The following is a 24478-nucleotide window of genomic DNA, read 5'->3' as shown; positions in this document are numbered from 1 at the left end:
TAATACTAGCGTATGTTTCGCTCGTCGCTGGTGGCAATCACTGATTTTATAATGCTTTATGTGGTGATTAAGGCTGTCGCATCCCACTGTTGGCTAAAGTCGATAAACGCGGATATTAATTCACTTTTGTATTTCTGTTTGTGCATGATTATTTTGTATTGTCGTTCTAATTTGTTATTTAGCGGCAATATCCGCACACGATCATTGGCCAAGGCATGTGTCGCACTGAATTTAGAGACGCAGGCCAGACCTAATCCAGCTGCTACAAAGTTAAGTTGTGCTTCAATCGAGTTTAGCTCGTAGGCCACCTGCCATTGTGCAACCGAGGGGGCAATGTGGCTTTCAAAGAAAGCCCGACTTCCTGAACCAGGCTCGCGTAATACCCAGGTATTGTCGCTTAAATCTGGCAGCGTTAAGCTGGTATTTTTAAGCAATGGGTGATTTGCGGCGACAATAATGCACATTTCATCTTTTAGCCAAGGGATTGTTTCAATGTCACTGTGCTTAACATCACCTTCGATAAGCCCGATATCCAATTGGTAACTTAATATCATTTCAGCAATATTTGCGCTGTTGCTGATATGCAACGTTTGTTGGGTGTGTGCTGTCAATTGAATGAATTGGGCAAGCAGCCAAGGACACAACTGGTTACCTATGGTTTCACTGGCACCAATGGCAAGCTCACCAATGAGTTGACCTGATTGTTGGAATAAAGTGTCAATGCTGGCTGCGCGTTGCAGTAATTCATCAGCGATAGGTAATAAACGTTGACCGTAAGGGTTTAGATGCAAGCGGTTATTGGTACGATCAAATAATTGTTGCCCCAACTGATTCTCAAGTTCGCTTAGCGCCATGCTTACCGCTGCTTTGGTTAGACATAATGTTTTTGCTGCGTGGGTAATACTTTGTTGCTGGCTGACGGCAACAAAAACACGTAATTGCTTTAACGATAGATTCATACTTGTTCAACTTCCCTTAACTTTATGTTAAAAATATACAGATTTTATTAACTAAAAGCCAGGCATATAATAGCGGCATCAACAAGTGAGGTGCATTATGTTAAATCAAATCAGAATTAACTTTAAATTATTACCAACGCCTGTAGCAGGTCTTGCCTTGGGTATTTCATCACTGGGGGCGCTATGGGAGTCGGTAACTGGTTTTAATGGCTATATACAGAATGCGACATCAACGATCGCAGCAGTGATCTTATGCATTTTGTTATTACGCTTTATTATTCACCCAAAAACACTCTGGAATGACCTTTCTCATCATGTTATTGGTAGTGTAGTTCCGACATTTGCGATGGCGACCATGGTCGTATCAAGTTCGTTAACTGCAACTTATCCTGCCACAGCTTCTTTGCTATGGTTAGCCGCGATTGTCCTGCATATAGTGTTTTTAGTGTTGTTTCTTTACCATCGTTTTCAAGATATGCAATTAGAGCATATGGTGCCGAGTTGGTTCGTGCCACCCATTGGTTTGATTGTGGCGGTATTTACTTGTCCACAACCAGAACTGTTCCAGCCGATTTGTTATGCCATTTTAGTCTTCGGTATTATTAATTATGCGGTGTTATTACCTGTGATGCTCAATCGTCTTATTTTTGGTGACAAAATTCCGGCGAGTGCGAAACCATCAATTGCGATATTAGCTGCTCCAGCTAGCTTATGTTTAACTGGTTACTTGGCTTTTATGCCACTGCCATCACCGGTAATTGTTGCGGTATTATTAGGTATTGCACTGCTGATGACAGCCGTTATTTACATGGCGTTGTTACACTTGTCCCGTTTAGATTTTAACCCTGGTTTTGCTGCTTTTACTTTCCCTTTAGTGATCAGTGCGAAAGCCTTGTATAGCACCTGTGATTGGTTTGCTAGTATCGGTATTGCTGAACATTATATTGCTCAGCTACATGTGGTGGCTTTGTTTGAATTATGGGGCGCAACGGCTGTCGTTACTTGGGTGAGCGTATGCTACTTAAAATTTTTAGTGGTTAAGTTACAAGCTATGTACCTTGAACATAAAATGCAGATTGTAGTATTAGCATAAAGAACGGGTCGGTTATTTGGTTTATTTGCAGGTTATATAGTGATAAAGTAGCTATTATTGAAACGATCATCTTTCTTGAGTTAGTTATAATGCTTATAGAGCAAGATATTACCGATATTGTTGTTGGTACTTACATTGAAAAAATAACTGCTCAAACAGGCAGTTTCAGGCTTACACAAGCAGAATGGGTGAAAAATCAGATTGTACTTAATAAGCTGATTGAGTTTGGTATTAAACGGGTATTAGTTGATACCGAAAAATTTGATGCGAAAATGGCGGCGGATGCTTTAAGCGCTGATACACTTGAACGTAAACGTGATTTCAGTGTGAAGATGACGCAAGCTAAGGCGCTTATCTCAACGTCTAAAGAAATACAGAAGAGAATGTTTCAGCATATTGAAGAAGGAATGGAAATCGACCTTCTGTCAGTTAAAACGCTCACTAGTGAATTAATTGAGACCATATTTAGCAATTCTGACGCGTTAATGTGCGCGGTTAATATCCGTAATAAAGATGAATATTTGTTAGAGCATTCATTTGCGGTCTCTATGTTAATGGCGTTATTTTGTCGTTATTTAGGGATTAACAAAACGGATATCGAAGAGCTTGCTATTGGTGCTTTTTTGCATGATATCGGCAAGATACGCACACCGGACCATATCCTGCATAAGCCGGGGAAATTGACCGCTGATGAGTTTGATATTATGAAATTACATGTCAATCACTCTATCGATATTATTAAATCAATTCCGGGTATTTCGAAAACCAGCTTAGATGTAGCAGGCCTCCATCATGAAAAATTAAATGGTGAAGGTTATCCGTTCGGTTTAGCTGGGCAGAAAATATCTCGCTATGGCAGAATGCTGTCTATCTGTGATATCTATGATGCACTAACGGCCAACCGCTGTTATAAGGACGGTTTGACCCAGTTAAAATCCTTCTCTATTCTGCGTAGTCTTGCTCAAGACGGACAATTAGATTTGAACTTAGTCCATGCCTTTATTAAATGCATGGGCGTGTATCCGGTTGGTTCACTGGTTAAATTAAACTCTAATCGTTTAGCGATTGTTGAAGGTTATAATAAAACCGATCCTATTCGTCCTAAAGTGAACTCGTTTTATAGTTTAGACAAGCTAGATTTCGAGAATTCGAATCAGATTGATCTGTCGATTGTCGATGATGGCATTGCTGAGTCGGTAAGAGCGGATGATTTTAACTTAGACATGGCAGAGATCATGCGTTTCTTAGTCAGTGAAGCGTAACGATTAGTAAAGCGTAATAACCAGCAAATACTCAAGTACTGCTGGTTACCCCTCATTTTATCATCTAATGTATAACGATCTTTATAACATCCGCTTTGTTAAAACTTCCCCTGTTGCAATAATCATGTTGTAGCATGCCTGCAGTTTATAACGCGCTGAGTGTACTAGCATTGCTGCAAAGCCACTGACAACCGCTGCTGCTGCTATGTCGAAAGGAAAATGCACGCCAATATATACCCGAGATAATCCCCCGATAACGGCTAATAGCGCCAATCCTAATGCGACTGTTCTTGTTGTTTGATGGCACAGTAAACTAAAGGCGATACAAAACATAAATGTGGTGTGATCAGAGGGAAATGATGTACTTGGCGTATGAGCGACAAGCGTCGTGCCTAAATCGTTCATAAATGGGCGCGGGTGAAAATAAACTTGTGCAATCAGCGAATTGATTGTGATACCAACAAGGGATGTTAATGTCGCGCCAATCAGGTAACGTTTTGTTTGTTCCTTACTGCGAAACCATGCGGCGATAACCAATGCAATAAACAGGTAAGGCATTGCTTCTGCAAAAAACATGAACATGTAGTCAAAGAATGGATTTAGCCCAGCAAATTGATTGATGGCAGCAAAGAGGTGGTTGTTTAATTGTTCCATTAACGCATCTTATTATGATTTTATATAGCGTTAGGACAAGTTTGGAGGGTTTTTGTTCCATTGATATTGTTAAAACGCTACCACACAATGTTGAGGGTAGCGTTTATTGTTTTATACGGACCGTTAAGCGTTTAAATTTTAGCGCCTTGGTTGATCCAATTGACGACGAGTGTTCGTTCATCATCGGTCATTTTGGTGATATTACCTTGTGGCATAACACGGTTGCGCACGGCTGATAAAACCCGGTCTGAGTTCAGTTTGATATTCTCTGGTGTATCAAGATGAACACCTGCCATTGGCGCTACACCGGAAGTCGCATGACACATAGCGCAACGTTCGACGACAATAGTTTGTACTTCACTAAACGCCACTTGTGGTGCGCTGTTGTCTACCGTTGGTTTAGTGACAAACGCTAATGTGATCATGGCGAAAGCAGCAAACGGTAATGTCCAAGCGTATTTTTGATGCAGATGGCGTGTATTAAAGTAATGACGCACTAATACACTGATAATTGATACCGCAGCTAATATTAACCAGTTGTACTCACTGCCATAGGTGCTTGGGAAGTGATTACTGATCATGATAAATAACACTGGTAATGTCAGGTAGTTATTATGACGCGAGCGTAATAGTGCTTTAGCAGGATCTCTAGGATCAGGTTGTTCACCTTTCGATACCGCAGCCACCATTTTACGCTGGCCCGGCATGATCACAAAGAATACGTTACCGACCATGATAGAGCCGATCATAGCGCCAACATGGATATAAGCAGCACGGCCTGTGAATACCAGTGATAGTCCATATGCAACGGCAATGATCATAAGCATTAATACTGCGCCCATTAAGGCGGGTTTCTGTGCTAATGGTGATTCACATAATATATGATAAACAATCCAGCCCACCACAATCGTCGCGATACCAATCGCAATACCTTGCCATTCGACTAAGCCAGACTCTGGTGCGATCAACATAGATTGAGCGTTGAAGTAATACACAACCGTTAACAGTGAGATACCGCTAAGGAAAGTGGTGTACGCTTCCCATTTAAACCAATGTAATGTTTCTGGCATTTTTGTTGGTGCAAGTTTGTATTTTTCTAAGTGATAAATACCACCACCATGAATAGCCCAAAGATCGCCAGCAAGCCCTGTTTTTGGGTTGATGCGGTTAAGGTGATTCTCTAGCCATACAAAATAGAATGAGGCACCGATCCAAGCGATACCAAAAATCATATGCATCCATCGAATCGCAAGATTCAGCCATTCCGTAATATGCGGATCCATAAATACTCCCTGTTAATTTAGTACGTACTGAGTACGCTTTTATTTAATATGATAATGTGAATTACAATACTATTGATTCTTAAACTGGATGCGCTGGTTTTTCAAATAGTCGTTTTTCAGCATCAGTGAAATGAACTTCTTCACAGTTATTTCCCGGACCTGCACGATCGACGATCAAGAATTTATCTTGGTCGGTTAACGCGAGGATAGGGTGGTGCCAAACACCCTTGTGATAGTTGACGCCATGCGACCCATCACTAATAAAGCCACGTATAGCCTGACTATCTAATCGGTCTTGTTCTAGATCACCGGTTGGCGCAGCGACTAAAATTAAATAAGCATTGCCAAACAAAGGAATGAAGGCTTGCGAACCAAGCGGATGGCGTTCCATCATAGTGACCGATAGCGGATAAGCTAATGGTGTCGCTTGGAAGATACTGATTATAGTGCTACCACCATCTGTTTCAGTATCGACATTAGCAAGTTGATGATAGCGACGGGTTGAGCCATTGTTGATCATGAAATATTCACGGTCAGCCGTTGCGATCACATCGCCATAAGGTTTAAATGCTTCAGCTGTTAATGGTTCAAGGGTAATAATGTTAGTCATCAGCAAATCCTTTATATTGACAATGTTGTAGTAATTATTTAGTTAGGTTTAGCATTATTTCGATTGTGTTATTTAGTCATTGTTTTCATCCTTGTTATAGATCGTTTAAGCGAAATGCGGCTATTTTGTTTATTTCTAATAATGCTTGCTTGAACTCGGTGTCGATATCATTTTGAATACGACGTTTAAAGTCAGCTAAGATTAAAAAGCGGTTTGCGCCACGCACGGCCTTAATAAAAGGAAAGTGGAACTTCGCTTTGTAGGCATCGTTAAGTTGCGTGAAATGGCTGAATTCTTCGGCTGTACATTGATTAATCCCTGCGCCTGATTGCTCTGAAGTCGAGGCATCGGTTAATTCACCATTGATGGCAGCACGACCAGCTAAATCTGGATGGGCATTGATTAATGCCAGTTTTTTTTCATCGCTAGCAGCGAGCAAAATATTGGCCATACATTGTTGTAGTATGGCTGTTTCATTAATATCACCATCGATACCCTGATGCTCGTGCAGTTGATATGCTGCCTCTGCAACCCAAGGGCTGTGCTCATAGATATCAGCAAACATGGCGACAAAATCGGGCTGCGATAGCTGACTTGGAGTACAGGTACTAAAATGTGTCATGTTAAGTTTCCTGATATGGATGGTTCTCAATCCAATGGTTTGCTATTTGCTCTCGAGTACATAACCACACATCGTCATGCTGCTTTAGGTAATCTAAGAAACGTTTTAGTGATGCAATACGTCCCGGACGACCAACTAAGCGGCAATGTAAGCCGACCGACATCATCTTGGGTGTAGTCGCACCTTCTGCATAGAGGGTGTCAAAGCTGTCTTTTAGATATTGAAAGAATTGTTCGCCACTATTAAAACCTTGTGGTGTTGCAAAGCGCATATCATTGACATCTAAGGTGTAAGGGATAACTAAATGAGGTTGATTGTTGGCTTTAACCCAATACGGAAGGTCGTCATCATAGGCATCTGAGTCATACAAAAATCCGCCTTCTTCAGCCACTAAACGGCGTGTATTTGGTCCTAATCGGCCGGTATACCAGCCTGTTGGACGTTTGCCGGTTAGTTCTTTGATAATGTCGATAGCTTTATGTAAGTGTTCACGTTCTTCAGCTTCATCAGTATATTGATAATCAATCCAGCGATAACCGTGGCTGCAGATCTCGTGATTGGCCGCAACAAACGCTTTTGCTACATCAGGGTGTCTTTCTAGCGCCATTGCGACAGCAAATACAGTTAAGGGTATTTGATATTCTGAGAATAAGTTTAATAAGCGCCAAACACCGACCCGACTGCCGTATTCATAACAAGACTCCATACTGAGATTACGCACGCCTTGTAATGGTACTGCGCCTGGCATTTCCGACAGAAAAGCTTCTGATTCACTATCGCCATGTAATACGCAACGTTCGCCACCTTCTTCATAGTTAAGAACAAATGAGATCGCTAAGCGTGCTTTGTTAGGCCAGTTGGCATTTGGCACATTTTGGCCATAACCAATAAGATCTCTGGGATAGGCAACAGTCATCATGACTCCTTGTTACTAGTATGTTTTGATAATCACTATTTACATTATAGATAAGCAATTAGGTTGTTAAACAATTATTGCAATTATTGTATACAAAATCCACATGTTTTTGTAACAAAGTTGTAATGATTATGTTTATACCTAAATGGAGAGTGTTAATTATTGAATGATGAATTATTACTGTTTAATAGTAATAATTCTGAGATGTTGGTACTACTTCTTTGTGTTTTTAAGATTAAATCGGATTAATGATTTAACTTTTGACTGTTTTTCTGCAATCATGTGAAACATAATGTTAACATTTGTATCGTATTATGTATGCATTTTCTATTTTAACGATATTAAAATCGTAATATTCAATCGTGACAGTAAGGTATTTTGATTATGAGTGGACTCAGTACACATGTACTTGATACAGCAAATGGCGTACCAGGTGCCGGTATCAGTATTAAATTATATAAGGTAGAAGCAGATCAATTAGAATTAGTCGCTTCAGCTGTCACTAACAGTGATGGGCGAACGGATTCTTTATTATTAACCAGTGATGAATTGCGTGTTGGTAAGTATCAGCTGCAATTTGATACGGCTGATTACTTCCGTGCACGTGGAGCGGTTGTGCCAGAGACTGCTTTTTTAGATGACATTGTGATCCGCTTTGGTATTAGCGATACCCAAGCGCATTACCATGTGCCGCTGCTAGTATCCCCGTTTAGTTATTCCACTTATCGTGGTAGTTAGTTGAAACAAATAATAAAATTACTATTATAAAAACGTAAAATCGGTAAACCCGAATACAACAAGGAAAGTATGATGGATAAAACACAACAAGGATCTGAGTTACAGGGATCAGCTAAAGGTGGCTTATTAGAGCGGTTATTTAAACTCTCTGAGCATGGCACGACGGTGAAAACTGAGCTTATGGCAGGTTTAACAACCTTCGTTACTATGGCTTACATTATTTTTGTAAACCCCGATATTATGGCCAAAACAGGTATGGATAAAGATGCGCTGGTTGTGGCTACCTGTATCGGTGCTGCAATTGGCTGTATGTTGATGGGTCTATATGCGAACTGGCCAGTGGGACTTGCGCCGGGTATGGGGCTTAATGCTTTCTTCACTTATACTGTCGTATTTGACATGGGTTACACCTGGCAGGTCGCGATGGCAGCGGTATTTGTATCGGGTGTGCTCTTTGCATTAATGAGTTTTTATAAGATCCGAGAGTGGATATTAGACAGTATTCCGCAGAGTTTACGTTATGCGATGACTGCAGGTGTGGGTCTGTTCTTAGGCATCATTGGTTTTAAAAGTGCCGGTATCATCGTTGCTTCTCAACCAACCTTAGTGACCATGGGGAATTTTACAGAGCCGAGTGTATTGCTTGCCGCATTAACCTTCCTGATTATTGGCTCATTATTCCGTCGTAATCTATTTGGTGCGGTATTAATTGGTATGTTAGTGACTACGCTTGCTGGTATTCCGCTGGGTCTGGTGTCTGCACCTGCGTCAATTATTTCTATGCCTCCAAGCATTGCGCCATTATTCATGGCAATGGATTTTGAGCATCTGTTTTACAATGCTGAAGGTTTGTTTAATGTTGGTATGGTCAGTGTCATCATCTCGTTTTTATTCGTTAACATGTTTGATACGGCAGGTACCTTAATGGGCGTAGCGGACAAAGCCAATCTTGTGAATGAAAAAGGCGAGATCCAAAACCTGAAAAAATCATTAAAAGCCGACTCGGTATCAAGTGTGTTAGGTGCGTGTGTGGGTTGCCCGCCAGTAACATCATATGTTGAGAGTGCGTCAGGTGTTGCTGCTGGTGGCCGAACGGGTTTAACTGCGGTAACTGTAGGTGCGTTATTCTTAGCGGCGACTTTCTTTACTGATGTAGCGTTAATTATTCCAAGTTATGCGACTGCTGGTGCACTTATCTTCGTTTCTTTCTTGATGATGAGTGGTCTGAGTAAAGTGAATTGGGATGAGTTTACCGATTATGTACCAGCCTGTATTACGGCAATCATGATGGCGTTTACGTTCTCTATCGCCAATGGCATCGCGCTTGGTTTTATCGCTTATACTTTCCTAAAAGTGGGCTCAGGTAAATACAAAGAAGTATCGATTAGTATTTGGGTATTAACGGCGGTGTTTGTAGCTAAATTAGCATTTATGTAGACACAGGTTAAGCCAATAAAAAAGCCACTGATGCTGTATCCAATAATAGGATACTTATCAGTGGCTTTGTTGTTAGTACGGTTTAGATAAAACCGTACTGCGATATCACGTTATCACTATTTTGCGTTATAAATTGTGGTATCTAATTCGTTTTCTGATTTTGCAATGATCACTGATGCGGCGATGTCACCAGAGATATTCACTGTGGTACGTGCCATATCAAGAATACGGTCGATACCAGCAATCAGAGCCACACCTTCAACAGGTAGGCCAACCGTAGTAAGCACTAACGTTAGCATAATCAGACCCGCACCCGGAACACCTGCAGTACCAATGGATGCCAATGTCGCTGTTAAGATGATCGTGATGTATTCAGGCATGCCTAAATCAATCCCAAATGCTTGCGCGACGAATAATGTCGTTACACCCTGGTAAAGCGCTGTGCCGTCCATGTTAATGGTTGTGCCTAGTGGCAATACAAAGCTTGATACGCCTTTTGATACACCGAGGTTCTCACGTGCACATTTCATTGAAACGGGTAACGTACCTGCACTTGATGTGGTGGTGAAAGCAACAACTTGCGCATCAACAATACCGCGGAAATATTGTACTGGACTTAGTTTTGCAATAAATAAAATCAGTGCACTATAAACACCTAACACATGCAAGATGCTACCAAGGTAAACCGCACCAATTACTTTAACGAGAGGTAATAGCAGTGCCAAACCAAATTTACCTGCCACCCACGCCATTAACGCAAATACGCCGTATGGTGCGAGTTTCATCACCAGATCCGTTAGCTTGTACATTGCTTCTGCAAGACTTTCGAAAAGTGCTACAGCAGGTTTTCCTTTTTCACCAATCAGTGTGAGTGATACGCCAAGGGCAACAGCAAAGACAATAATTTGGAGGATATGACCCTGAGCAAGCGCACTTACTGGGTTAGTTGGTACTAACGCAACGAGTGTATCTACGAGTGACGATGTTTCTTTTACGACTTCAACTTGTTGAGCAACAAGTCCTAAACCCGCGCCAGGCTGTAGCACATGACCTAATACTAAGCCGATGGTGATCGCCACTGCGGTTGAAATAAGATAAAACATAACGGCTTTAAAACCAATGCGGCCCATTTTATTGGTGTCTTGCATTGACGTAATACCAACAATAATGGAACAGAAAACCAGCGGTACAATTAACATCTTAATGGTGTTAACAAAGAATGAACCGATTGGTTTTAGGACGGCTGCATCTTCACCAAAAATGAGACCAACGGTAATACCAAGGATCATACCGATAACAATTTTTTGCCAAAGCGGTAAATTAAACCATAATTTTTGGCCTAAAGTGGGGGTGTCTACTGATTCAGTATTACTCAAAATTGACGTCCTCTGTTCTCTGTGTCGTATTGTGTAGCATAACTGGGTGCTAATTTAGCATCCGTTAGCCACGCTAAGAGAGGTCAGTTTATCGGTCCAATGTTAAATGTAAAGCCATTCGTGCTTTATATTGATAAATCCTTAGTTATATTGACTGTGACATGTTTTTTAATCGGTTATTCTGTCGATTAAATGAACTTTGTTTAACTAAAGTGAGATACTGTTGACGATTCTGTTATTACTGTACAATTATTTCATTACCTTTTTGACGTCATCGATCAGTGCTTTATAACCATCAGCAATTAACATTATTATCGTATCTTTTGAATTCGGTTTCAGTGCTTTTTGTTTAATGTAAACAACTAAGGTAACGCCAACAAAGAAAGAAATAAGCATAAACAGAGCCTTATAGAGAGAGTGGATTAAGGATATCGATAATAACATAATCTGATAGCCGTAAAATACTCGAGTGGTCCTATAAACATTATAAAGGAATGTAATGTATAAATTCTTAATCACCAAGACAGCCAGAAAAGTGTATTTTGTGCTGCTTACTCTATTTATTCTAGATATGTTTATCTCATATTTACAGTCAAGTGCAGTAGCAAGTTCAAATCGGGTGACTCATGTCGCGCCTTCAGGCCAGGCTATTGCGACCATTCCCGTTGCTGTTGTGCCTGCTTCGCTACCAACTCAAAAGACATTACGCGTACTGACCTGGGCTGGTGGCGAAATTATTTTCCCCCGTCGAGGCCACCCCCAAGATATTGAATTAGATTACCTCCAGCAATTTGCCGATGAAAAGAAGCTGAAAATTGACAATATCCGCGTGACAAAATTCGCCGACCTTATTCCAATGCTATTAGCGGGTGAGGGCGATGTGATTGCCGCTAATTTAACTAAGACTCGTCAACGCGAAAAATTGGTCAGCTTTAGTGAACCTTTTTTACTCACCAAAGAATACTTGCTGATGGGCAGCCAAAGCAAAAGTTTACAATCGGGTAAAGACTTAAATGGTCGTGAAATTGTGATCCAAAAGGGTAAGAGCTATGAATCAACGGCATTCGGACTACAAAAGGTCTATCCAAAGCTGAAAATCCGGTTAGTCGATAGCAGGATCAGCCATGAAACCTTATACGATAAACTGGCGAGTGGTGAATATGATATTACCATTCAAGATAAAAATTTAATTCAGTCAGCAAGCGCTTACCGTGATGATATTAAAATGAGTTTACAAGCAAGTGCCATTCGTCAGCTTGCTTGGGGGGTTAATCCGAATAACAAACAGTTGTTAAATGAGTTAAATCAATTTCTGAAAACGCAAAATTTAATTGCCAAAGCGAAGCCGAAATCAACACATCGCTATAAAAGCCAATGGCAAAAAATCCAAGCAACCAAAACCATTCGTTTCGTGTTACGTAACAACCTTTCTTCTTATTATATTTGGCGTGGTGAACTGCTCGGCTTTCATTATGAGTTAGCAAAACGATTTGCTAAAGAGCATCAATTACGCTACGAAATTATCGTCGCGCCGAACAATGTGGCCTTGCTTGATTACCTGCTTGAAGATAAAGCCGATATTGCGCTGGGATTTTTAACCCCAACGGCGCAGAGACGAAATAAAGGCATTGCCTTCTCACGTCCTTATCATTATGCCTCTGAATTGGTTGTTGCCCATAAGGACCGAGCCGAAATTAGTTCTGTAACAGAACTGGCGAACAGTAATATTTATATCCGTCCATCGAGCTCGTATTGGGAAAGTGCGGTCGAGTTAAAGAAAACAGTCAGTGGTATTAATTTAGTTGGCGTACCTGAAAGTCAGGAAACAGAATCGATCATTGATAAAGTGGGGGAAAAAGAATACGAAATGACCATAGCTGATAGCCATATCGTCGATATTGAAATGACCTTCCGTGATGATATCCAATCTTTAATGGCGTTAGGTGCGCCTAAGTCGCAAAGTTGGGCGGTGGCATCGGGCCACGATAAGCTCTTAGACAAATCCAATGTTTTTATTAAGAAACATTACAAAGGTCTGTTTTATAATGTCATTTACAATAAATACTTTAAGAATCAAAAGCGCTTAGATACCCATTATAAAGATTATGTACTGCAGAATGATTCCGGGGTTTTATCGCCTTATGACGACATTGTGAAGAAATATGCCCGTCAGCATGATTTTGATTGGCGCTTACTCGTCTCTCAGATGCATCAAGAAAGCCGTTTCAATCCTAATGCCAAATCGATGGCGGGTGCGAAAGGGTTATTTCAATTAATGCCACGTACTGCAAAAGAATTGGGGATCGTCGACGTATATGTGCCAGAGCGGGGAATTAAAGCGGGTGTGCTTTATATGAACTGGGTTCGTGAACGCATGCGTAAGGATGAAGTGCAGGCGGATCAGTTAATCTGGTTTACGTTGGCGTCTTATAATGCCGGCGCTGGGCATGTTCGCGATGCAATGCGTTTAGCGAAACAAAAAGGCTGGCGCGATGATGTCTGGTTTGGCCATGTCGAAAAAGCCATGTTACTGCTGTCTAAATCAAAATATGCCGCTAAAGCCCGTTACGGTTATGTGCGTGGGCAAGAACCTGTTAATTATATCCGTGAAATTAAACGTCGCTTTGAAACCTATGACAATATTTTGAAAAAGATCTAAGCAGAGGGAGTGCAACGAATTATCTATTATCTATTATCTATTATCTATTATCTATTATCTATTATCTATTATCTATTATCTGGTCATAAGTAATTTCTGAGCGATTAGTGTAAATATTGCGTTAGGTCATGCCTGTGGGAATGACCTTGTTAATCAAACAATAAAAGTAGACATTACTAAATAGGTATTTTATGCTCGTTTTATCTATTTTTCGCATGTCTAAATGTTATGACTACATTATCTTCTTGGTTTCTTGTTACACGTCCGAAAACACTGCTGGTGGCATTAGCGGTTATTTTACTTGGACAAACACTGGCTTGGGTCGACTCTCCAGTTAATTTCAGTTTTTATATCGCCACATTGTGCATGGTCTGCTGTATGGCTCTACAAATTGCGGTGAATCTTTCTAATGATTATTTTGATGGTAAAAGTGGTGTCGATGGTGATGATCGATTAGGCCCCGATCGAGCATTACAAAAAGGTTTGATATCCGCCGCACATTTACGCCTTGGCATTATAGCAATGTGTTTACTTGCTATTGTCAGTGGCTGTTACCTTATCTACGTCGGTGGCTGGCCTTACGTCATATTAGGCATATTATCGCTGCTTGGTGTGTATATTTATAGTGGCGGCCCACGGCCATTAGCGTCACATGGGCTTGGCGAACTGGCTGTATTCCTTTATTTCGGTTGGTTGGCTGTGGTCGGCAGTTATTATTTACAAAGCCAAGTGCTGACGTTTGCTGTCTTTATTCCTGCTAGTCAGGTCGGTTTTTTGGTTGTGGCTATCATGTTGGTGAATAACATTCGCGATGTAGCGTCTGATTTTCGAGCTCAAAAATTTACGTTAGCGACGCGCTTAGGCGTGAAAGCAAGCAAGCACCTTTATTGCCTCACTGTGTTATTGCCTTCGTTACTGCTTGTTATTGATAGCTATCAGGGGTTGCTAATGCTGTTATTACTGCCTGTTCAGTTGGCTTTGTGTGTTGTGATATACCAACGTGATGGTAAACAATTAAACGCACAGCTAGCACAAACTTCGATGCTGGTATTACTGTGGGGCGGATTATATTCAGTGGATTTAATGGTGCGTTGACCTTGAATTGAACGCGAGGCAGTGCTGATAATTACGGCACAGTGCAGCACCGTGAATCTAATGATAAATACCGAGTTAGTTTGTTATTTACAGTAAATAAGAGGCTAACTCGGTATTTTTATTTCAGCTTATCTTTATATATGATGGAGCTTAATAACGGGTTTTTTGTACGCGCGTTGGCATTGCTGAGGTATTCTCATATAGCTCAAAAACACGTTTAAAATCGAGTTCTAACTCTGTCGCGTAGACATCGTCATTAACAGGGTAGGTTTGTACTACACGTGCACCACGGATAATACCGGATACCGATGCTTCAATTGTCTCACCTTGCAGTGTTCGCGATCTATAGCTAGTATCACTATAAATTTCTTGGCCACTGACTTGCTCTGCTAACTCTCGATAAGCATCTAATTTAGATGCGCGCATCGCATTAAGCATGCGCTCACTATCACTATTGCCCGGCTGAGAACTTAAAGCAGCATAGCCAACTGCCTTGAGTACAGGGAAGGTTTTCGGTTCTTTGATATCATAAACCGTATTTTTTTCTAATAGTGAACAGCCTGTTAGACTAACCAGAGTGGCAAGCATAAGTAAACGCAGATATTTCATTGATAAACCTTAATTAGTTATACGCACAGAAGGTGCTGAACCAGTACGGTAAATATAACGACCACGCCCCTCTAATGGACCCATACTATTTGAGCCGCCAATAACGAGATGGTTAGGAATAATGCCTTGCGCTGTAGATTCAACAAAACCTGATTCCATATTAATGATACGCATATTAACAATCACGCCTTCACTGTTACGTGACATCGTGCCCGTAAGGATACGTGATACCGGTAATTGACCGCGTAATTTTTTCCAATCACGGGTGAATACAAAGTCACCTTGGCCAGTAACACTGATCGTGCCTGTGGTTTTATAATCAATAACCGGAATACGACGAATGGTTAATTCGTGAATAAAAGATTCAGATAAGGTCTGACCGAGCCAATTTGTTGTCGATAGATCGTCAAGATTGACGAAAGAAGTGACGGCAATCGGTTCATTATTAGGAATAATAGACAAATCATTGACGATCAGCTGATCCGCTAAACCACGCACGATGAAACTTAACTCTTGGGTATAGTTTATCGGTTGGTTTGGTAACAGACTTCTTGGATATTTTGGCTCATACGAATTACCGTCCCACGTTGAATGAGGCGGTGTTTCTTTCGGCTCATTCGTCGAGCTTGCTGGCTGCTTTAATGCGCAACCTGTGAGTAAGGTAATTAGGCTGATAGCTATGACTGCCTTTTTCATGTTACTTCCTTAAATGCTTTAATTATTGTCATTAAACCGTTATTTACCGCTGGTTGAAATGTCACGGCGGTAAGGGTAGGTATAAGGACTTCTAAATATATTATTATACTGTTCTTTAGTTAGCATACTTTGTGCCATATTTGCATTATGCCCATTTGGCTGATAAATAGGTTGAATAATAACTTGTTTAATAATGACAGGCTGCACTGTGGTATTTGCGCCAGTCAATAAAACGTGATTAGGCTCTTCAATCACAGTACAGGCTGAAGTCAACACAACCGCTAATAACGGTAGTAAAAAACGCTTCATATTAGTTCCTAAAATTATGCTATGCGTGATTATAAGGATACATCGTTAGAGATATACATAAACACTAGCAAATTACTTGCCAATAAATGGATACAACTTAATTTTTATTATGATAGCGTTATTATCTATTAAATTAACCTAGATACGGTTTTATATTCAGAAAAATTTGATCTGGTACAAATGTTGCTTTTAAAATAGACATATTCAAAATTCATATGCGATTAAAAATGAAAAAACTGCTACTACTATTGCTAATTTGTTGTTCGTTCACTCTACATGCTGAATGGTATGAGGTTGAGGGTGAGGCGATAATTATTGACGGTGACGTTGATATTGCACGAGAGTTAGCGGTACGCAATGCATTGAAACAAGCACTATTATATGCAGGCGCATCGGTTTCTAGCTTACAATCTTTTAACGGCGGTAGGATATTATCTGATAGCTTTCAGATCCGTATGGATGGTGAGGTGAGGGATATCCGATTAAAAAGTGAATCGATTAAATTAGATAAAATCAGGGTGCAAATTGTAACGGATATCGTTGCAGACCGTAATAAATGCTTAAGTGCGGGTTATCAAAAATCAGTGTCGTTATTACGTTTTGGTATCAGGCACCGTGAACAAGCCAGTTATGGTGGTATCTACAATATTAACGAATCTTTTAGTCGTTTGTTGTACCAAAGTCTGCGTAAAAATAGTCAAACTTTTGATGCTCGTGAATTTATTAATCAAAACATCGGTTTTAGCGGCAGTTCTTTGCCGCTGCGAGGCAATTTAACTGGACAAGAAGTTAAGCAAATCAGCAAGTCAGCAGATAGTCAGTATATTATTTTGGGCACAATTACAGACTTATCGACATTTAAACCTGCTGTTAATGGTATCGCGAAAATATTCGCGGATGATTTGCCTGAGCGTAATTTCCGCTTGAATATACAAGTTTTTGATGGTTTTAATGGTAGTTTATTATTTGATCGTAACTACAGCAAAGTCACTAAGTGGGAATTTGCGAAGCACCGCATTGTGGATACGGATACGTTAAAATTTTGGCGCTCTGAGTTTGGCCAATCTTTGCAGTTAATTATTGACGATGTATTATTCGATTTAGATGCCAGTTTGCAATGTAAATTGGTTGAAGCGCGTGTTATTGCTGTGGATGGTAATGAAGTGGAAATTAATATAGGTCGTAATAATGGTCTAAAATTAGGTGATAAATTTATGATCAAGCATACAGGCAGTTATGTTGATCAGTTTGGTATCAGCCGTAAAAAAGAGACTAATAGTAGTAGCGAAGTTGAAGTAACGAAACTTTACGACCAGCAAGCGAGTTTGAAGACCACTGATAGGCAACCAACGGCCAATGTGCAAATAGATGATTTAGTCATTTTAAACTAACGAATGTCGTGAACCAGTGGTTTCCCTGAACTAATTTGGGTATATAGGCACTGTGTGTCGTTGATGTTTTGGTGGATGACCGATGTTGTGAGCTAGCTTCACATTGCAATGAATATTTTGCGGTCAAGCTAGCGTTTTCATGGTGTTATCGACGCTGCCGGATTGTTTTTTTTGAATAATACTGTTATCGCTTTAGTTGCGGTTAATTGCTTGGTATTGGTTGTTGTTCTTTAAACACAGACTGGGAGTTGTGAACATGTGGTTTTTGATTACTGCTATTGTCGTTTTAGTTATTTTTTTGTTGTTGATACGTAATCTATATGGTGAAGATCTTCGCCAATATGATAGTGCTGATTTAAGTGCTACCTTTTACCGCCCGACACCTTCGTATAAATATCCTCAAGCACTGGAACTTATTGAAAGTATAAAGGAACCAATTAGTTTTATTAAACCGAGTAAGTATCTTTATGCATTGCGTAAAAATATTGATCGTTTAGGTGATGTTGAATTAGATTGTGTGATCATCCCCGTCGCAACAAGCTTTCAAGGTCATCGCATTATGGGCGAGTGGGTGATAAATAAAAATAGTGATGTAAATAAGCGCTTACTTTATATTCATGGCGGTGGTTTTGCGGTTGGCAGTCCTAAGAGTCACCGAGTAGTGACAGAGCGTTTAGCTCGTGAGCTCGGTGTCGCTGTCTTTGCGGTGAGTTATGCCATGATCCCAGATGGTAAACGAGTGAAGGGCATTCAAGATTGCCGCTATGCGTATCAATGGTTACTGGCTAATAATCCAAATAATCCGCAAGTGTGTCATCGAATTTATGTTGCAGGTGATTCTGCTGGTGGCAACTTAACCCTTGCGCTTATTGGTTGGCTCAAGCAGCAAAAAATTCGTCAAGTTGACGCTGCAATTGCGATATGTCCTTGTATTGATAGTACCTTTAGTTATGGCAGTTTGAGTTATAACGCTAAAACTGATTTCCTGTTGCATCCGTTTCTGGGTAAGTTTCACCATTTTCCTCAGTTTGTGTTACTTATTTGGGTCGCTATACTTTTCCGTATGAACCCCCGTGATCCACAAGTATCACCTATTTTCGCCAATTTATCTGGTTTACCTCCCATTTTGATCCAGGCCAGTGATACCGAAATGATGGTTGATGATTCTCGCCGTTATACCAATAAAGCCCGCTCACAAGGTTCTAACGTACGCTTGCAGACATGGTCGAATATGTTGCATGTTTGGCATCTATTTGATTTAGAAGAGGCGGATGAGGCATACATTGAAATTGGTAAGTTTGTAGCGCAATGTGAATATGAACTAGAAAAAGTGGCTAGTTAACAGCCCATCTGTGACGGTGATTTTATGGTCTTATAGCGACTGATATGTTATTTTATGCATACTTTCACTGAGTTATAAGGGAGTGGCGTAATGTCAACTCAAGGCTTCGTTAGCCCTATTCAATCGTTTTCTGTTTTTGTGCAATGGCTTATGCAAATTACACTCTTGTGCGGTCTATTGCTTGGTATACAAGCTCATGCACACGAAATGGCTAACACCGAAGCTAACATTGTTTCGAATACGGTCTCAGATGAGACAGCCGCCACGCCATTAACAGCAAATAAAGCAAACACGGTAGAGACAACTAAAGGCATTGATAATGCTGGTGTACAAACGCCGGACTCTAGCGATTTACCACTAAAAAGTGCCGAAGTATCACCAATCAAAGTATTACCCGTTATTGCTGATGCTATTTATTTTGGCGGTGATATTTTGACGATGGCAGGTGTGGAGCCTAGTTATACTGAATCGGTCGCGACCAAAGATAAAAAAATCATCTTTATTGGCGCTAAAATCGATGCGATGAAGCTCAGTGGCGATAATACTAAACTCATTAATATTAGCGGGAAAACCATGTTACCGGGTTTTGTCGAACCGCACGTACATCCTTCCATTGCGGCTATTATGCTGCCAAATGAAATTATTGCCCCATATGATTGGGTGTTACCTAATGAGGTTAAAAAAGGGGTATCTGGTCATTTTGCTTATCTTGAACGTTTAAAGCAATCGATTGATGCCAATGCTGCCCAAGATAAGGTATTTTTTGTTTGGGGTTATCATCAACTTTGGCATGGTGAGTTAACCCGTGAGATGTTAAATGAACTGTCGCCAGACAAACCTGTTGCGATCATCCACCGCTCTTTCCATGAAATATTCTTGAATAATGCCGCGATTAACAAGTTTGGTATTAAGCAAGACGACTTTGCTGACAACCCGCAAGTTGATTGGGAAAAAGGTCATTTTTATGAAGGTGGCTGGTTAGCATTATTACCTAAGATTACGGCTGATTTTATTAATCCTGAAAGTTATAAGTTAGGGTTAAGCATCATGTCTAAATTAGTGCTTAAAAATGGCATCACCACCATCGCAGAACCGGGTTTCCCAAGTACTAATTTTGATTTGGAATACCAGTTATTAAAATCAGAAATGGATCAAAAACCACCTTATGATGTCTTTCTTATTCCGAGTGGTACGTATTTATATAATGCCAATGGCCAGAGCAATCAGAAAGCATTAGCGTTCATGGAAACGTTAGAAGCTGAATACAATACCGACAACATTAAGTTCTTACCTAAGCAAGTGAAGCTATTCTCTGATGGGGCTATCTACTCTCAGTTAATGCAAATGAAAGATGGTTATTTAGACGGTCATGAAGGTGAGTGGATGACACCGTTGGATCTATTCCAGCAGCAACTTAGTTTTTATTGGCAAAATGGCTATCAGATCCATGTGCATGCTAATGGTGACTTAGGGATCCAACAAGTGCTGGATTTTAACCAAGCGGATCAGGTTAAATTAGCGCGTGAAGATCATCGATTTACCTTACATCACATGGGCTACTTTACTAAAGAGCAAGTGACTCAGCTAGCAAAATTAGACATCGAAGCATCGGTTAACCCGTATTATTTATGGGCATTAGCGGATAAATATTCGGATTTTGGATTAGGCAGCGAGCGTGCCGAAAATTTAGTGCGCGTTAATAGTTTAATGCAGAGCAATGTGCCGGTTTCATTCCATTCCGATTTTTCAATGGCACCAATGGAGCCGTTAACGTTAGCGTGGACAGCGGTGAACCGTGTCACATCGGGTCTAAATAAGGTTTCACAGCAAGAGCGTATTACTGCGTATCAAGCGATGCAAGCGATTACCATTAACGCGGCGCATACGTTAAGGTTAGAAGATAAAATTGGATCGATCGTCGTTGGTAAAACCGCTAACTTTACTTTACTTGAGCAAAATCCATTAAAAGTCACGCCGATGCAGATTAAAGATATCCCGGTATGGGGCGTAGTGTTTGAAGATCAAGTGAATACGGTTGCCGTTGCGCCTAAAAAACAACATTTAGAAGTACGGGTGATGTATCTAGAACGCACGGCTTTACCTGCATCCTCTACGATCACCGTGACCCTTGAAGATATCTCTAAAACGGATATTAGCAGTTCAATGTTGGGGCAGATAACCGTCGCGGCGACCACACCACCACCTTACAATATCTCGTTACAATACGATCCGGCATTGTTCGATAACAATGGTGAGTATGTTGTGAGGGCTAGAATCGAAAATAATGGTAAACCTTTATACTCAGCGACGTTAGATTTACCCGCGTTGAATAAGCTGTCAGGGCAGTTATTTGAGTTAATTGTTAAGGCCATCCCACAGCCGCCTACAACAGTCGATAATAGTCTAGAGCAAGTACCTGAACTAGAGTTATCTTCGCCACAGTAAACACCTTTCTAAACTTTAAGCCTTTCTTCTATAGAGGCTTAATTTGATCTAACCGGGTATTATGCTGAAATAGTCTCGGTTTTTTCACCCTATAATACTTAGTGCTATTGTATGGTTTATTTTATTGTGTACTATGCCGTCTCTGATTATTAAACGTTACTGAGTCGAGCGTCGTCATATTTTAATATGTAATTATTTACCTATAGCGCTATCGTTCTTAACCCGTATTTACGCAATTACTTTTATATCTCTAAGTGTTTTATCATTTGCTAATTTATGCGCTTAGCTCTAATCTCGAGAGTGTGATATTGGATTCAAGTAATAAGTGCAAAATACTCTTTAAAGGTAGTTATTTACATGCAAAAAAATAGACGTCTACTAAATCGTAAAACGGCATTATCTGCTGCAATTATAACTGGGTTATTAATCAGTCTAGCTGGCTGTGCAACCACAGACCAACAAGCAACTAAGGTCGAGCAAGCGGCTATTATCCAACAACAGACTATCACTGCGAATGTGTTCTATTTACAGCGCATTGCCCTGCCACCGGGTGCGGAAGTGAGTTTGATATTAGAAGACATTTCAAAAATGGATATGCCAGCAGAAGTGATTGCCGAGCAAACCTTTACAGCTGTGGGGGCGCCACCATATCAAGTGAATTTAAGTTATAACGAGGCACAAATTAAGCCGCTGCATCGTTATGTTTTGCGCGCGCAGATCACCCTTGATGGTCAGTTATTATTTACCAATACACAGCAGGTAGATGCATTTGCTAATCAAGGGCTAAAACCAAGTGAAATTTTAGTGTCACAGGTTCGCGCTGAAGTTCAAAATGATGGGCAAGCGAGTTTGGTTGATACGCAGTGGCAGCTGTCGATGTTAGGGTCGCAAGCGATCACTGCAGAAGTGACTCAGCAACAGCCTTACCTTACGTTTACCCAAGATGATAATAAGGTAGTTGGCTTTGCTGGCTGCAATCGTTTTAGCGGCCGTTATGATGTACTCGCGAGTAACGTAAATCTGACTCAATTGCTAGCAACAAAGAAATTGTGTTTTCAACAAATGAACTTGGAAATCCAATTTTTAACCGCATTATCAGAAACTGATAATTATAAAGTGATTGATAATACATTAACTTTATACAGTAATGTCGGTATTGCTTTAGGGCAATTTACGGCACAGGAAAAGTAATAAATACGACATTGAAATAATTCGTATTTATTAAAAGTAGTCATGTTTATAAATTACGAATGGAAAGTAAAATGAAAATTAAAAAAATGATTTGTGCAACGATCATCGCAGCATCTGTATCTGGGCTAACGGGTTGTATTGGCCAGATGGGTCTGACGCAATTAGCAATGGGCGTGAATTTGAAAGCCGTTGATAACCGTTATGGCCGTGCCGGGATCTATGTTGTGGCTGCACCTGTGTATGGCGTTACGGCATTAGTTGATCTGATGGTGATTAACAGTATTGAGTTTTGGACTGGTACGAATCCGATTACCAAGAAGGGACCTGCTGTTGCTGATACGCCTGTTGAAGCTTGGATGAAGATAAATGATGATCTCGATCCCGTATTAACAGGCGCACCTTTAAAGGATTTAAAAGTATCGACTCAATCAACGTCAATGGAAGTGCTTGATGATGATAGCTTAAAGTTAACGGTTGCTTATGTTGACGGCAGTGAACAGTCAATTATTGGCAAACGTTTAGCTAATAATGATGTTGCTTTTTACAATCAAGGTCGCTTAGTTGCTGTTGCAAATAACCAACAGCTGCTGGATCACGTCGCAAGTCTATAAATTTTATTTTTTGTTTTGTTTTATTATATAAGCCCCGTCATGTCCCTCATGGCGGGGCTTTTTACTCTCTAGAGTTTCAATTATAAATATAAGTTGCGCGCAATGTAGTTGTAATTTAGTTCTATCAAGAATATAGTGAGGGTAATTGAATTGCGCGCAATCTAACTCAAGCTATATTTTATAGGAATTTATGATGACAACACTTTATACCACAACTGCAACCGCATCAGCTGGTCGTAACGGTCAAGTAGCAACAGATGACGGTATGCTATCGTTAGAACTAAGCTATCCAAAAGAAATGGGCGGCACGGGCGCTGCGACAAATCCAGAACAGTTATTCGCTGCGGGTTATGCAGCTTGTTTTTCGAATGCTATCCTGCATGTAGCACGTGAAATGAAAATTAAAATTACTGCTGCGCCGGTATCTGCAGAAGTGGGGATTGGTCCTAATGCGACGGGTGGTTTTGCGTTAACAGTCAGCCTTGCTATTGAGTTAGCATTACCCCAAGCTGATGCTGAAAAATTAGTGGCGACAGCACATCAGGTTTGCCCTTATTCAAACGCAGTTCGCGGTAATATTGATGTGCAACTTAGCGTAAAGGGTCAAGCATAAGATGAATAAGATGAATAAGGTGTTATTAACCGTTGGCCGCATCATGTTGGCGTTGTACTTCTTAATTCCAGGCATTATGAAGTTTGTATCTTGGGACATGCATATCGGTTTAATGGAAAAGCATAACATGCCGTTTGTACCTGTGCTGCTAGCGGCGGCAGGCGTATTCCAGATTGTTGCAGCTATCTTGCTTATTGCCAATCGTTATACTGCTATCGTTGCGCTAATGCTGGCAGGATTAGTACTGGTTATTAATGTTAATTTACATGATTTCTGGAACTTAACGGGCTTAGAAGGGGCGCATGAAATGCAAAACTTCATTAAAAACTTAGGTATTTTTGCTGGTCTCTTGGTGTTATCAGGTCATTCTTGGACATCAGTTCAAGTCACTAATACGGATACTGAAAACAAATAATCAGTCCTATTTTTAATATGCGCTATACACCCTATATTAATAGTCTGTGTAGCGTATTTTAAATGTCGAATATGCCTGTTACTTTACTCCCGCAAAGTCGATAAACAACTTATATAATCAAGTCGTTAACTAAATATATCTCACAAAATACC

At 40.5% G+C, this 24478-nt stretch carries 24 protein-coding genes; 13 read left to right on the top strand and 11 right to left on the bottom strand.

The genetic code is table 11. From position 1 onward, the window contains the following. Positions 1-56 precede the first annotated feature (56 nt). Positions 57-959: a LysR substrate-binding domain-containing protein gene (locus PE36_RS12010; RefSeq protein WP_006032310.1), complete on the bottom strand. Its 903-nt coding sequence runs from the start codon at positions 957-959 to the stop codon at positions 57-59. Between the two features lie 97 nt (positions 960-1056). Between PE36_RS12010 and PE36_RS12005 the strand changes: the two genes are divergently transcribed. After that, entirely contained in the window at positions 1057-2052 is a 996-nt protein-coding gene (locus tag PE36_RS12005; RefSeq protein ID WP_006032309.1) for a TDT family transporter, read from the top strand. A gap of 89 nt (positions 2053-2141) precedes the next feature. Continuing rightward, positions 2142-3314 (top strand): HD-GYP domain-containing protein, encoded by a 1173-nt coding sequence (locus tag PE36_RS12000; protein ID WP_006032308.1) that lies wholly within the window; start codon positions 2142-2144, stop codon positions 3312-3314. A gap of 81 nt (positions 3315-3395) precedes the next feature. On the opposite strand, the gene PE36_RS11995 is transcribed toward PE36_RS12000, so the two are convergent. The 5 genes from PE36_RS11995 to puuE form a co-directional block, all read right to left on the bottom strand. Beyond that, positions 3396-3968 carry an undecaprenyl-diphosphatase gene (locus tag PE36_RS11995; RefSeq protein ID WP_006032307.1) on the bottom strand — a complete coding sequence of 191 codons (573 nt, stop codon included), beginning with the start codon at positions 3966-3968 and terminating at the stop codon, positions 3396-3398. A gap of 131 nt (positions 3969-4099) precedes the next feature. After that, on the bottom strand, positions 4100-5251 hold the full coding sequence (locus PE36_RS11990; RefSeq protein ID WP_006032306.1) for a urate hydroxylase PuuD: 1152 nt from the start codon (positions 5249-5251) through the stop codon (positions 4100-4102). A 79-nt stretch (positions 5252-5330) separates the two neighbouring features. Continuing rightward, positions 5331-5861 (bottom strand): ureidoglycolate lyase, encoded by a 531-nt coding sequence (locus PE36_RS11985; protein WP_006032305.1) that lies wholly within the window; start codon positions 5859-5861, stop codon positions 5331-5333. Between the two features lie 94 nt (positions 5862-5955). Further along, positions 5956-6483, bottom strand: a complete 528-nt coding sequence (gene uraD, locus PE36_RS11980) for a 2-oxo-4-hydroxy-4-carboxy-5-ureidoimidazoline decarboxylase (RefSeq protein WP_006032304.1) — start codon at positions 6481-6483, stop codon at positions 5956-5958. 1 nt (position 6484) lies between these two features. Next, on the bottom strand, positions 6485-7399 hold the full coding sequence (gene puuE / locus PE36_RS11975) for an allantoinase PuuE (protein ID WP_043994473.1): 915 nt from the start codon (positions 7397-7399) through the stop codon (positions 6485-6487). A gap of 384 nt (positions 7400-7783) precedes the next feature. On the opposite strand from puuE, the gene uraH reads away from it, so the two are divergent. Together uraH and PE36_RS11965 are read left to right on the top strand one after the other, a co-directional pair. Then, entirely contained in the window at positions 7784-8137 is a 354-nt protein-coding gene (uraH, locus tag PE36_RS11970; protein ID WP_006032302.1) for a hydroxyisourate hydrolase, read from the top strand. Between the two features lie 72 nt (positions 8138-8209). Next, entirely contained in the window at positions 8210-9574 is a 1365-nt protein-coding gene (locus PE36_RS11965; protein WP_006032301.1) for an NCS2 family permease, read from the top strand. Between the two features lie 116 nt (positions 9575-9690). On the opposite strand, the gene PE36_RS11960 is transcribed toward PE36_RS11965, so the two are convergent. Next, positions 9691-10950 carry a dicarboxylate/amino acid:cation symporter gene (locus tag PE36_RS11960; protein WP_006032300.1) on the bottom strand — a complete coding sequence of 420 codons (1260 nt, stop codon included), beginning with the start codon at positions 10948-10950 and terminating at the stop codon, positions 9691-9693. A gap of 249 nt (positions 10951-11199) precedes the next feature. Further along, positions 11200-11346, bottom strand: coding sequence for a hypothetical protein (locus PE36_RS24580; protein ID WP_006032299.1), 147 nt, complete (start codon positions 11344-11346; stop codon positions 11200-11202). A gap of 103 nt (positions 11347-11449) precedes the next feature. Here PE36_RS24580 and PE36_RS11955 point away from each other — a divergent pair, with 103 nt between their 5' ends. Together PE36_RS11955 and menA are read left to right on the top strand one after the other, a co-directional pair. Beyond that, a complete protein-coding gene (locus tag PE36_RS11955) occupies positions 11450-13609 on the top strand; it encodes a transporter substrate-binding domain-containing protein (RefSeq protein WP_006032298.1) in 2160 nt (719 codons plus the stop codon). 228 nt (positions 13610-13837) lie between these two features. Beyond that, a complete protein-coding gene (gene menA, locus PE36_RS11950) occupies positions 13838-14704 on the top strand; it encodes a 1,4-dihydroxy-2-naphthoate octaprenyltransferase (RefSeq protein WP_006032297.1) in 867 nt (288 codons plus the stop codon). A 150-nt stretch (positions 14705-14854) separates the two neighbouring features. On the opposite strand, the gene PE36_RS11945 is transcribed toward menA, so the two are convergent. From PE36_RS11945 to PE36_RS11935, 3 genes are read right to left on the bottom strand one after another with little or no spacing between them, the layout of a single operon-like run. After that, complete coding sequence (locus PE36_RS11945; protein ID WP_006032296.1) at positions 14855-15313, bottom strand: LPP20 family lipoprotein; 459 nt, start codon at positions 15311-15313, stop codon at positions 14855-14857. A gap of 9 nt (positions 15314-15322) precedes the next feature. Further along, positions 15323-16009, bottom strand: coding sequence for a FlgO family outer membrane protein (locus tag PE36_RS11940; RefSeq protein WP_006032295.1), 687 nt, complete (start codon positions 16007-16009; stop codon positions 15323-15325). 39 nt (positions 16010-16048) lie between these two features. Further along, complete coding sequence (locus tag PE36_RS11935; RefSeq protein WP_006032294.1) at positions 16049-16318, bottom strand: hypothetical protein; 270 nt, start codon at positions 16316-16318, stop codon at positions 16049-16051. Positions 16319-16545: 227 nt separating this feature from the next. Here PE36_RS11935 and PE36_RS11930 point away from each other — a divergent pair, with 227 nt between their 5' ends. From PE36_RS11930 to PE36_RS11900, 7 genes are all read left to right on the top strand, one after another. After that, entirely contained in the window at positions 16546-17709 is a 1164-nt protein-coding gene (locus PE36_RS11930) for a flagella assembly protein FlgT (RefSeq protein WP_043994472.1), read from the top strand. Positions 17710-17965: 256 nt separating this feature from the next. After that, complete coding sequence (locus PE36_RS11925) at positions 17966-19051, top strand: alpha/beta hydrolase (protein ID WP_006032292.1); 1086 nt, start codon at positions 17966-17968, stop codon at positions 19049-19051. A 90-nt stretch (positions 19052-19141) separates the two neighbouring features. After that, on the top strand, positions 19142-21496 hold the full coding sequence (locus tag PE36_RS11920; RefSeq protein ID WP_006032291.1) for an amidohydrolase family protein: 2355 nt from the start codon (positions 19142-19144) through the stop codon (positions 21494-21496). Between the two features lie 357 nt (positions 21497-21853). Continuing rightward, positions 21854-22687 carry a YbaY family lipoprotein gene (locus PE36_RS11915; protein WP_006032290.1) on the top strand — a complete coding sequence of 278 codons (834 nt, stop codon included), beginning with the start codon at positions 21854-21856 and terminating at the stop codon, positions 22685-22687. 71 nt (positions 22688-22758) lie between these two features. Continuing rightward, positions 22759-23298, top strand: a complete 540-nt coding sequence (locus PE36_RS11910) for a DUF3332 family protein (RefSeq protein ID WP_043994471.1) — start codon at positions 22759-22761, stop codon at positions 23296-23298. A 193-nt stretch (positions 23299-23491) separates the two neighbouring features. Beyond that, entirely contained in the window at positions 23492-23911 is a 420-nt protein-coding gene (locus tag PE36_RS11905; protein WP_043994470.1) for an organic hydroperoxide resistance protein, read from the top strand. A 10-nt stretch (positions 23912-23921) separates the two neighbouring features. Then, positions 23922-24326 (top strand): DoxX family protein, encoded by a 405-nt coding sequence (locus PE36_RS11900; RefSeq protein ID WP_043994478.1) that lies wholly within the window; start codon positions 23922-23924, stop codon positions 24324-24326. Positions 24327-24478 lie beyond the last annotated feature (152 nt).

The sequence above is a fragment of the Moritella sp. PE36 genome, assembly GCF_000170855.1.
Lineage (GTDB): Bacteria > Pseudomonadota > Gammaproteobacteria > Enterobacterales > Moritellaceae > Moritella.
This window is presented reverse-complemented; position numbering and strand designations above follow the sequence as displayed.

Excerpts from the sequence above, each read along its gene's own strand:
- PE36_RS11985 (WP_006032305.1), bottom strand. The coding sequence starts at position 5,861 with ATGACTAACATTATTACCCTTGAACCATTAACAGCTGAAGCATTTAAA.
- PE36_RS11990 (WP_006032306.1), bottom strand. The coding sequence starts at position 5,251 with ATGGATCCGCATATTACGGAATGGCTGAATCTTGCGATTCGATGGATG.
- PE36_RS11940 (WP_006032295.1), bottom strand. The coding sequence starts at position 16,009 with ATGAAAAAGGCAGTCATAGCTATCAGCCTAATTACCTTACTCACAGGT.
- menA (WP_006032297.1), top strand. The coding sequence starts at position 13,838 with ATGACTACATTATCTTCTTGGTTTCTTGTTACACGTCCGAAAACACTG.
- PE36_RS11995 (WP_006032307.1), bottom strand. The coding sequence starts at position 3,968 with ATGGAACAATTAAACAACCACCTCTTTGCTGCCATCAATCAATTTGCT.
- PE36_RS11930 (WP_043994472.1), top strand. The coding sequence starts at position 16,546 with ATGAAAAAACTGCTACTACTATTGCTAATTTGTTGTTCGTTCACTCTA.
- PE36_RS11925 (WP_006032292.1), top strand. The coding sequence starts at position 17,966 with ATGTGGTTTTTGATTACTGCTATTGTCGTTTTAGTTATTTTTTTGTTG.
- uraH (WP_006032302.1), top strand. The coding sequence starts at position 7,784 with ATGAGTGGACTCAGTACACATGTACTTGATACAGCAAATGGCGTACCA.
- PE36_RS12005 (WP_006032309.1), top strand. The coding sequence starts at position 1,057 with ATGTTAAATCAAATCAGAATTAACTTTAAATTATTACCAACGCCTGTA.
- PE36_RS12000 (WP_006032308.1), top strand. The coding sequence starts at position 2,142 with ATGCTTATAGAGCAAGATATTACCGATATTGTTGTTGGTACTTACATT.
- PE36_RS11910 (WP_043994471.1), top strand. The coding sequence starts at position 22,759 with ATGAAAATTAAAAAAATGATTTGTGCAACGATCATCGCAGCATCTGTA.
- puuE (WP_043994473.1), bottom strand. The coding sequence starts at position 7,399 with ATGACTGTTGCCTATCCCAGAGATCTTATTGGTTATGGCCAAAATGTG.
- PE36_RS11945 (WP_006032296.1), bottom strand. The coding sequence starts at position 15,313 with ATGAAATATCTGCGTTTACTTATGCTTGCCACTCTGGTTAGTCTAACA.
- uraD (WP_006032304.1), bottom strand. The coding sequence starts at position 6,483 with ATGACACATTTTAGTACCTGTACTCCAAGTCAGCTATCGCAGCCCGAT.
- PE36_RS11935 (WP_006032294.1), bottom strand. The coding sequence starts at position 16,318 with ATGAAGCGTTTTTTACTACCGTTATTAGCGGTTGTGTTGACTTCAGCC.
- PE36_RS11965 (WP_006032301.1), top strand. The coding sequence starts at position 8,210 with ATGGATAAAACACAACAAGGATCTGAGTTACAGGGATCAGCTAAAGGT.
- PE36_RS11900 (WP_043994478.1), top strand. The coding sequence starts at position 23,922 with ATGAATAAGGTGTTATTAACCGTTGGCCGCATCATGTTGGCGTTGTAC.
- PE36_RS11915 (WP_006032290.1), top strand. The coding sequence starts at position 21,854 with ATGCAAAAAAATAGACGTCTACTAAATCGTAAAACGGCATTATCTGCT.
- PE36_RS11905 (WP_043994470.1), top strand. The coding sequence starts at position 23,492 with ATGACAACACTTTATACCACAACTGCAACCGCATCAGCTGGTCGTAAC.
- PE36_RS12010 (WP_006032310.1), bottom strand. The coding sequence starts at position 959 with ATGAATCTATCGTTAAAGCAATTACGTGTTTTTGTTGCCGTCAGCCAG.
- PE36_RS11955 (WP_006032298.1), top strand. The coding sequence starts at position 11,450 with ATGTATAAATTCTTAATCACCAAGACAGCCAGAAAAGTGTATTTTGTG.
- PE36_RS24580 (WP_006032299.1), bottom strand. The coding sequence starts at position 11,346 with ATGCTTATTTCTTTCTTTGTTGGCGTTACCTTAGTTGTTTACATTAAA.
- PE36_RS11920 (WP_006032291.1), top strand. The coding sequence starts at position 19,142 with ATGTCAACTCAAGGCTTCGTTAGCCCTATTCAATCGTTTTCTGTTTTT.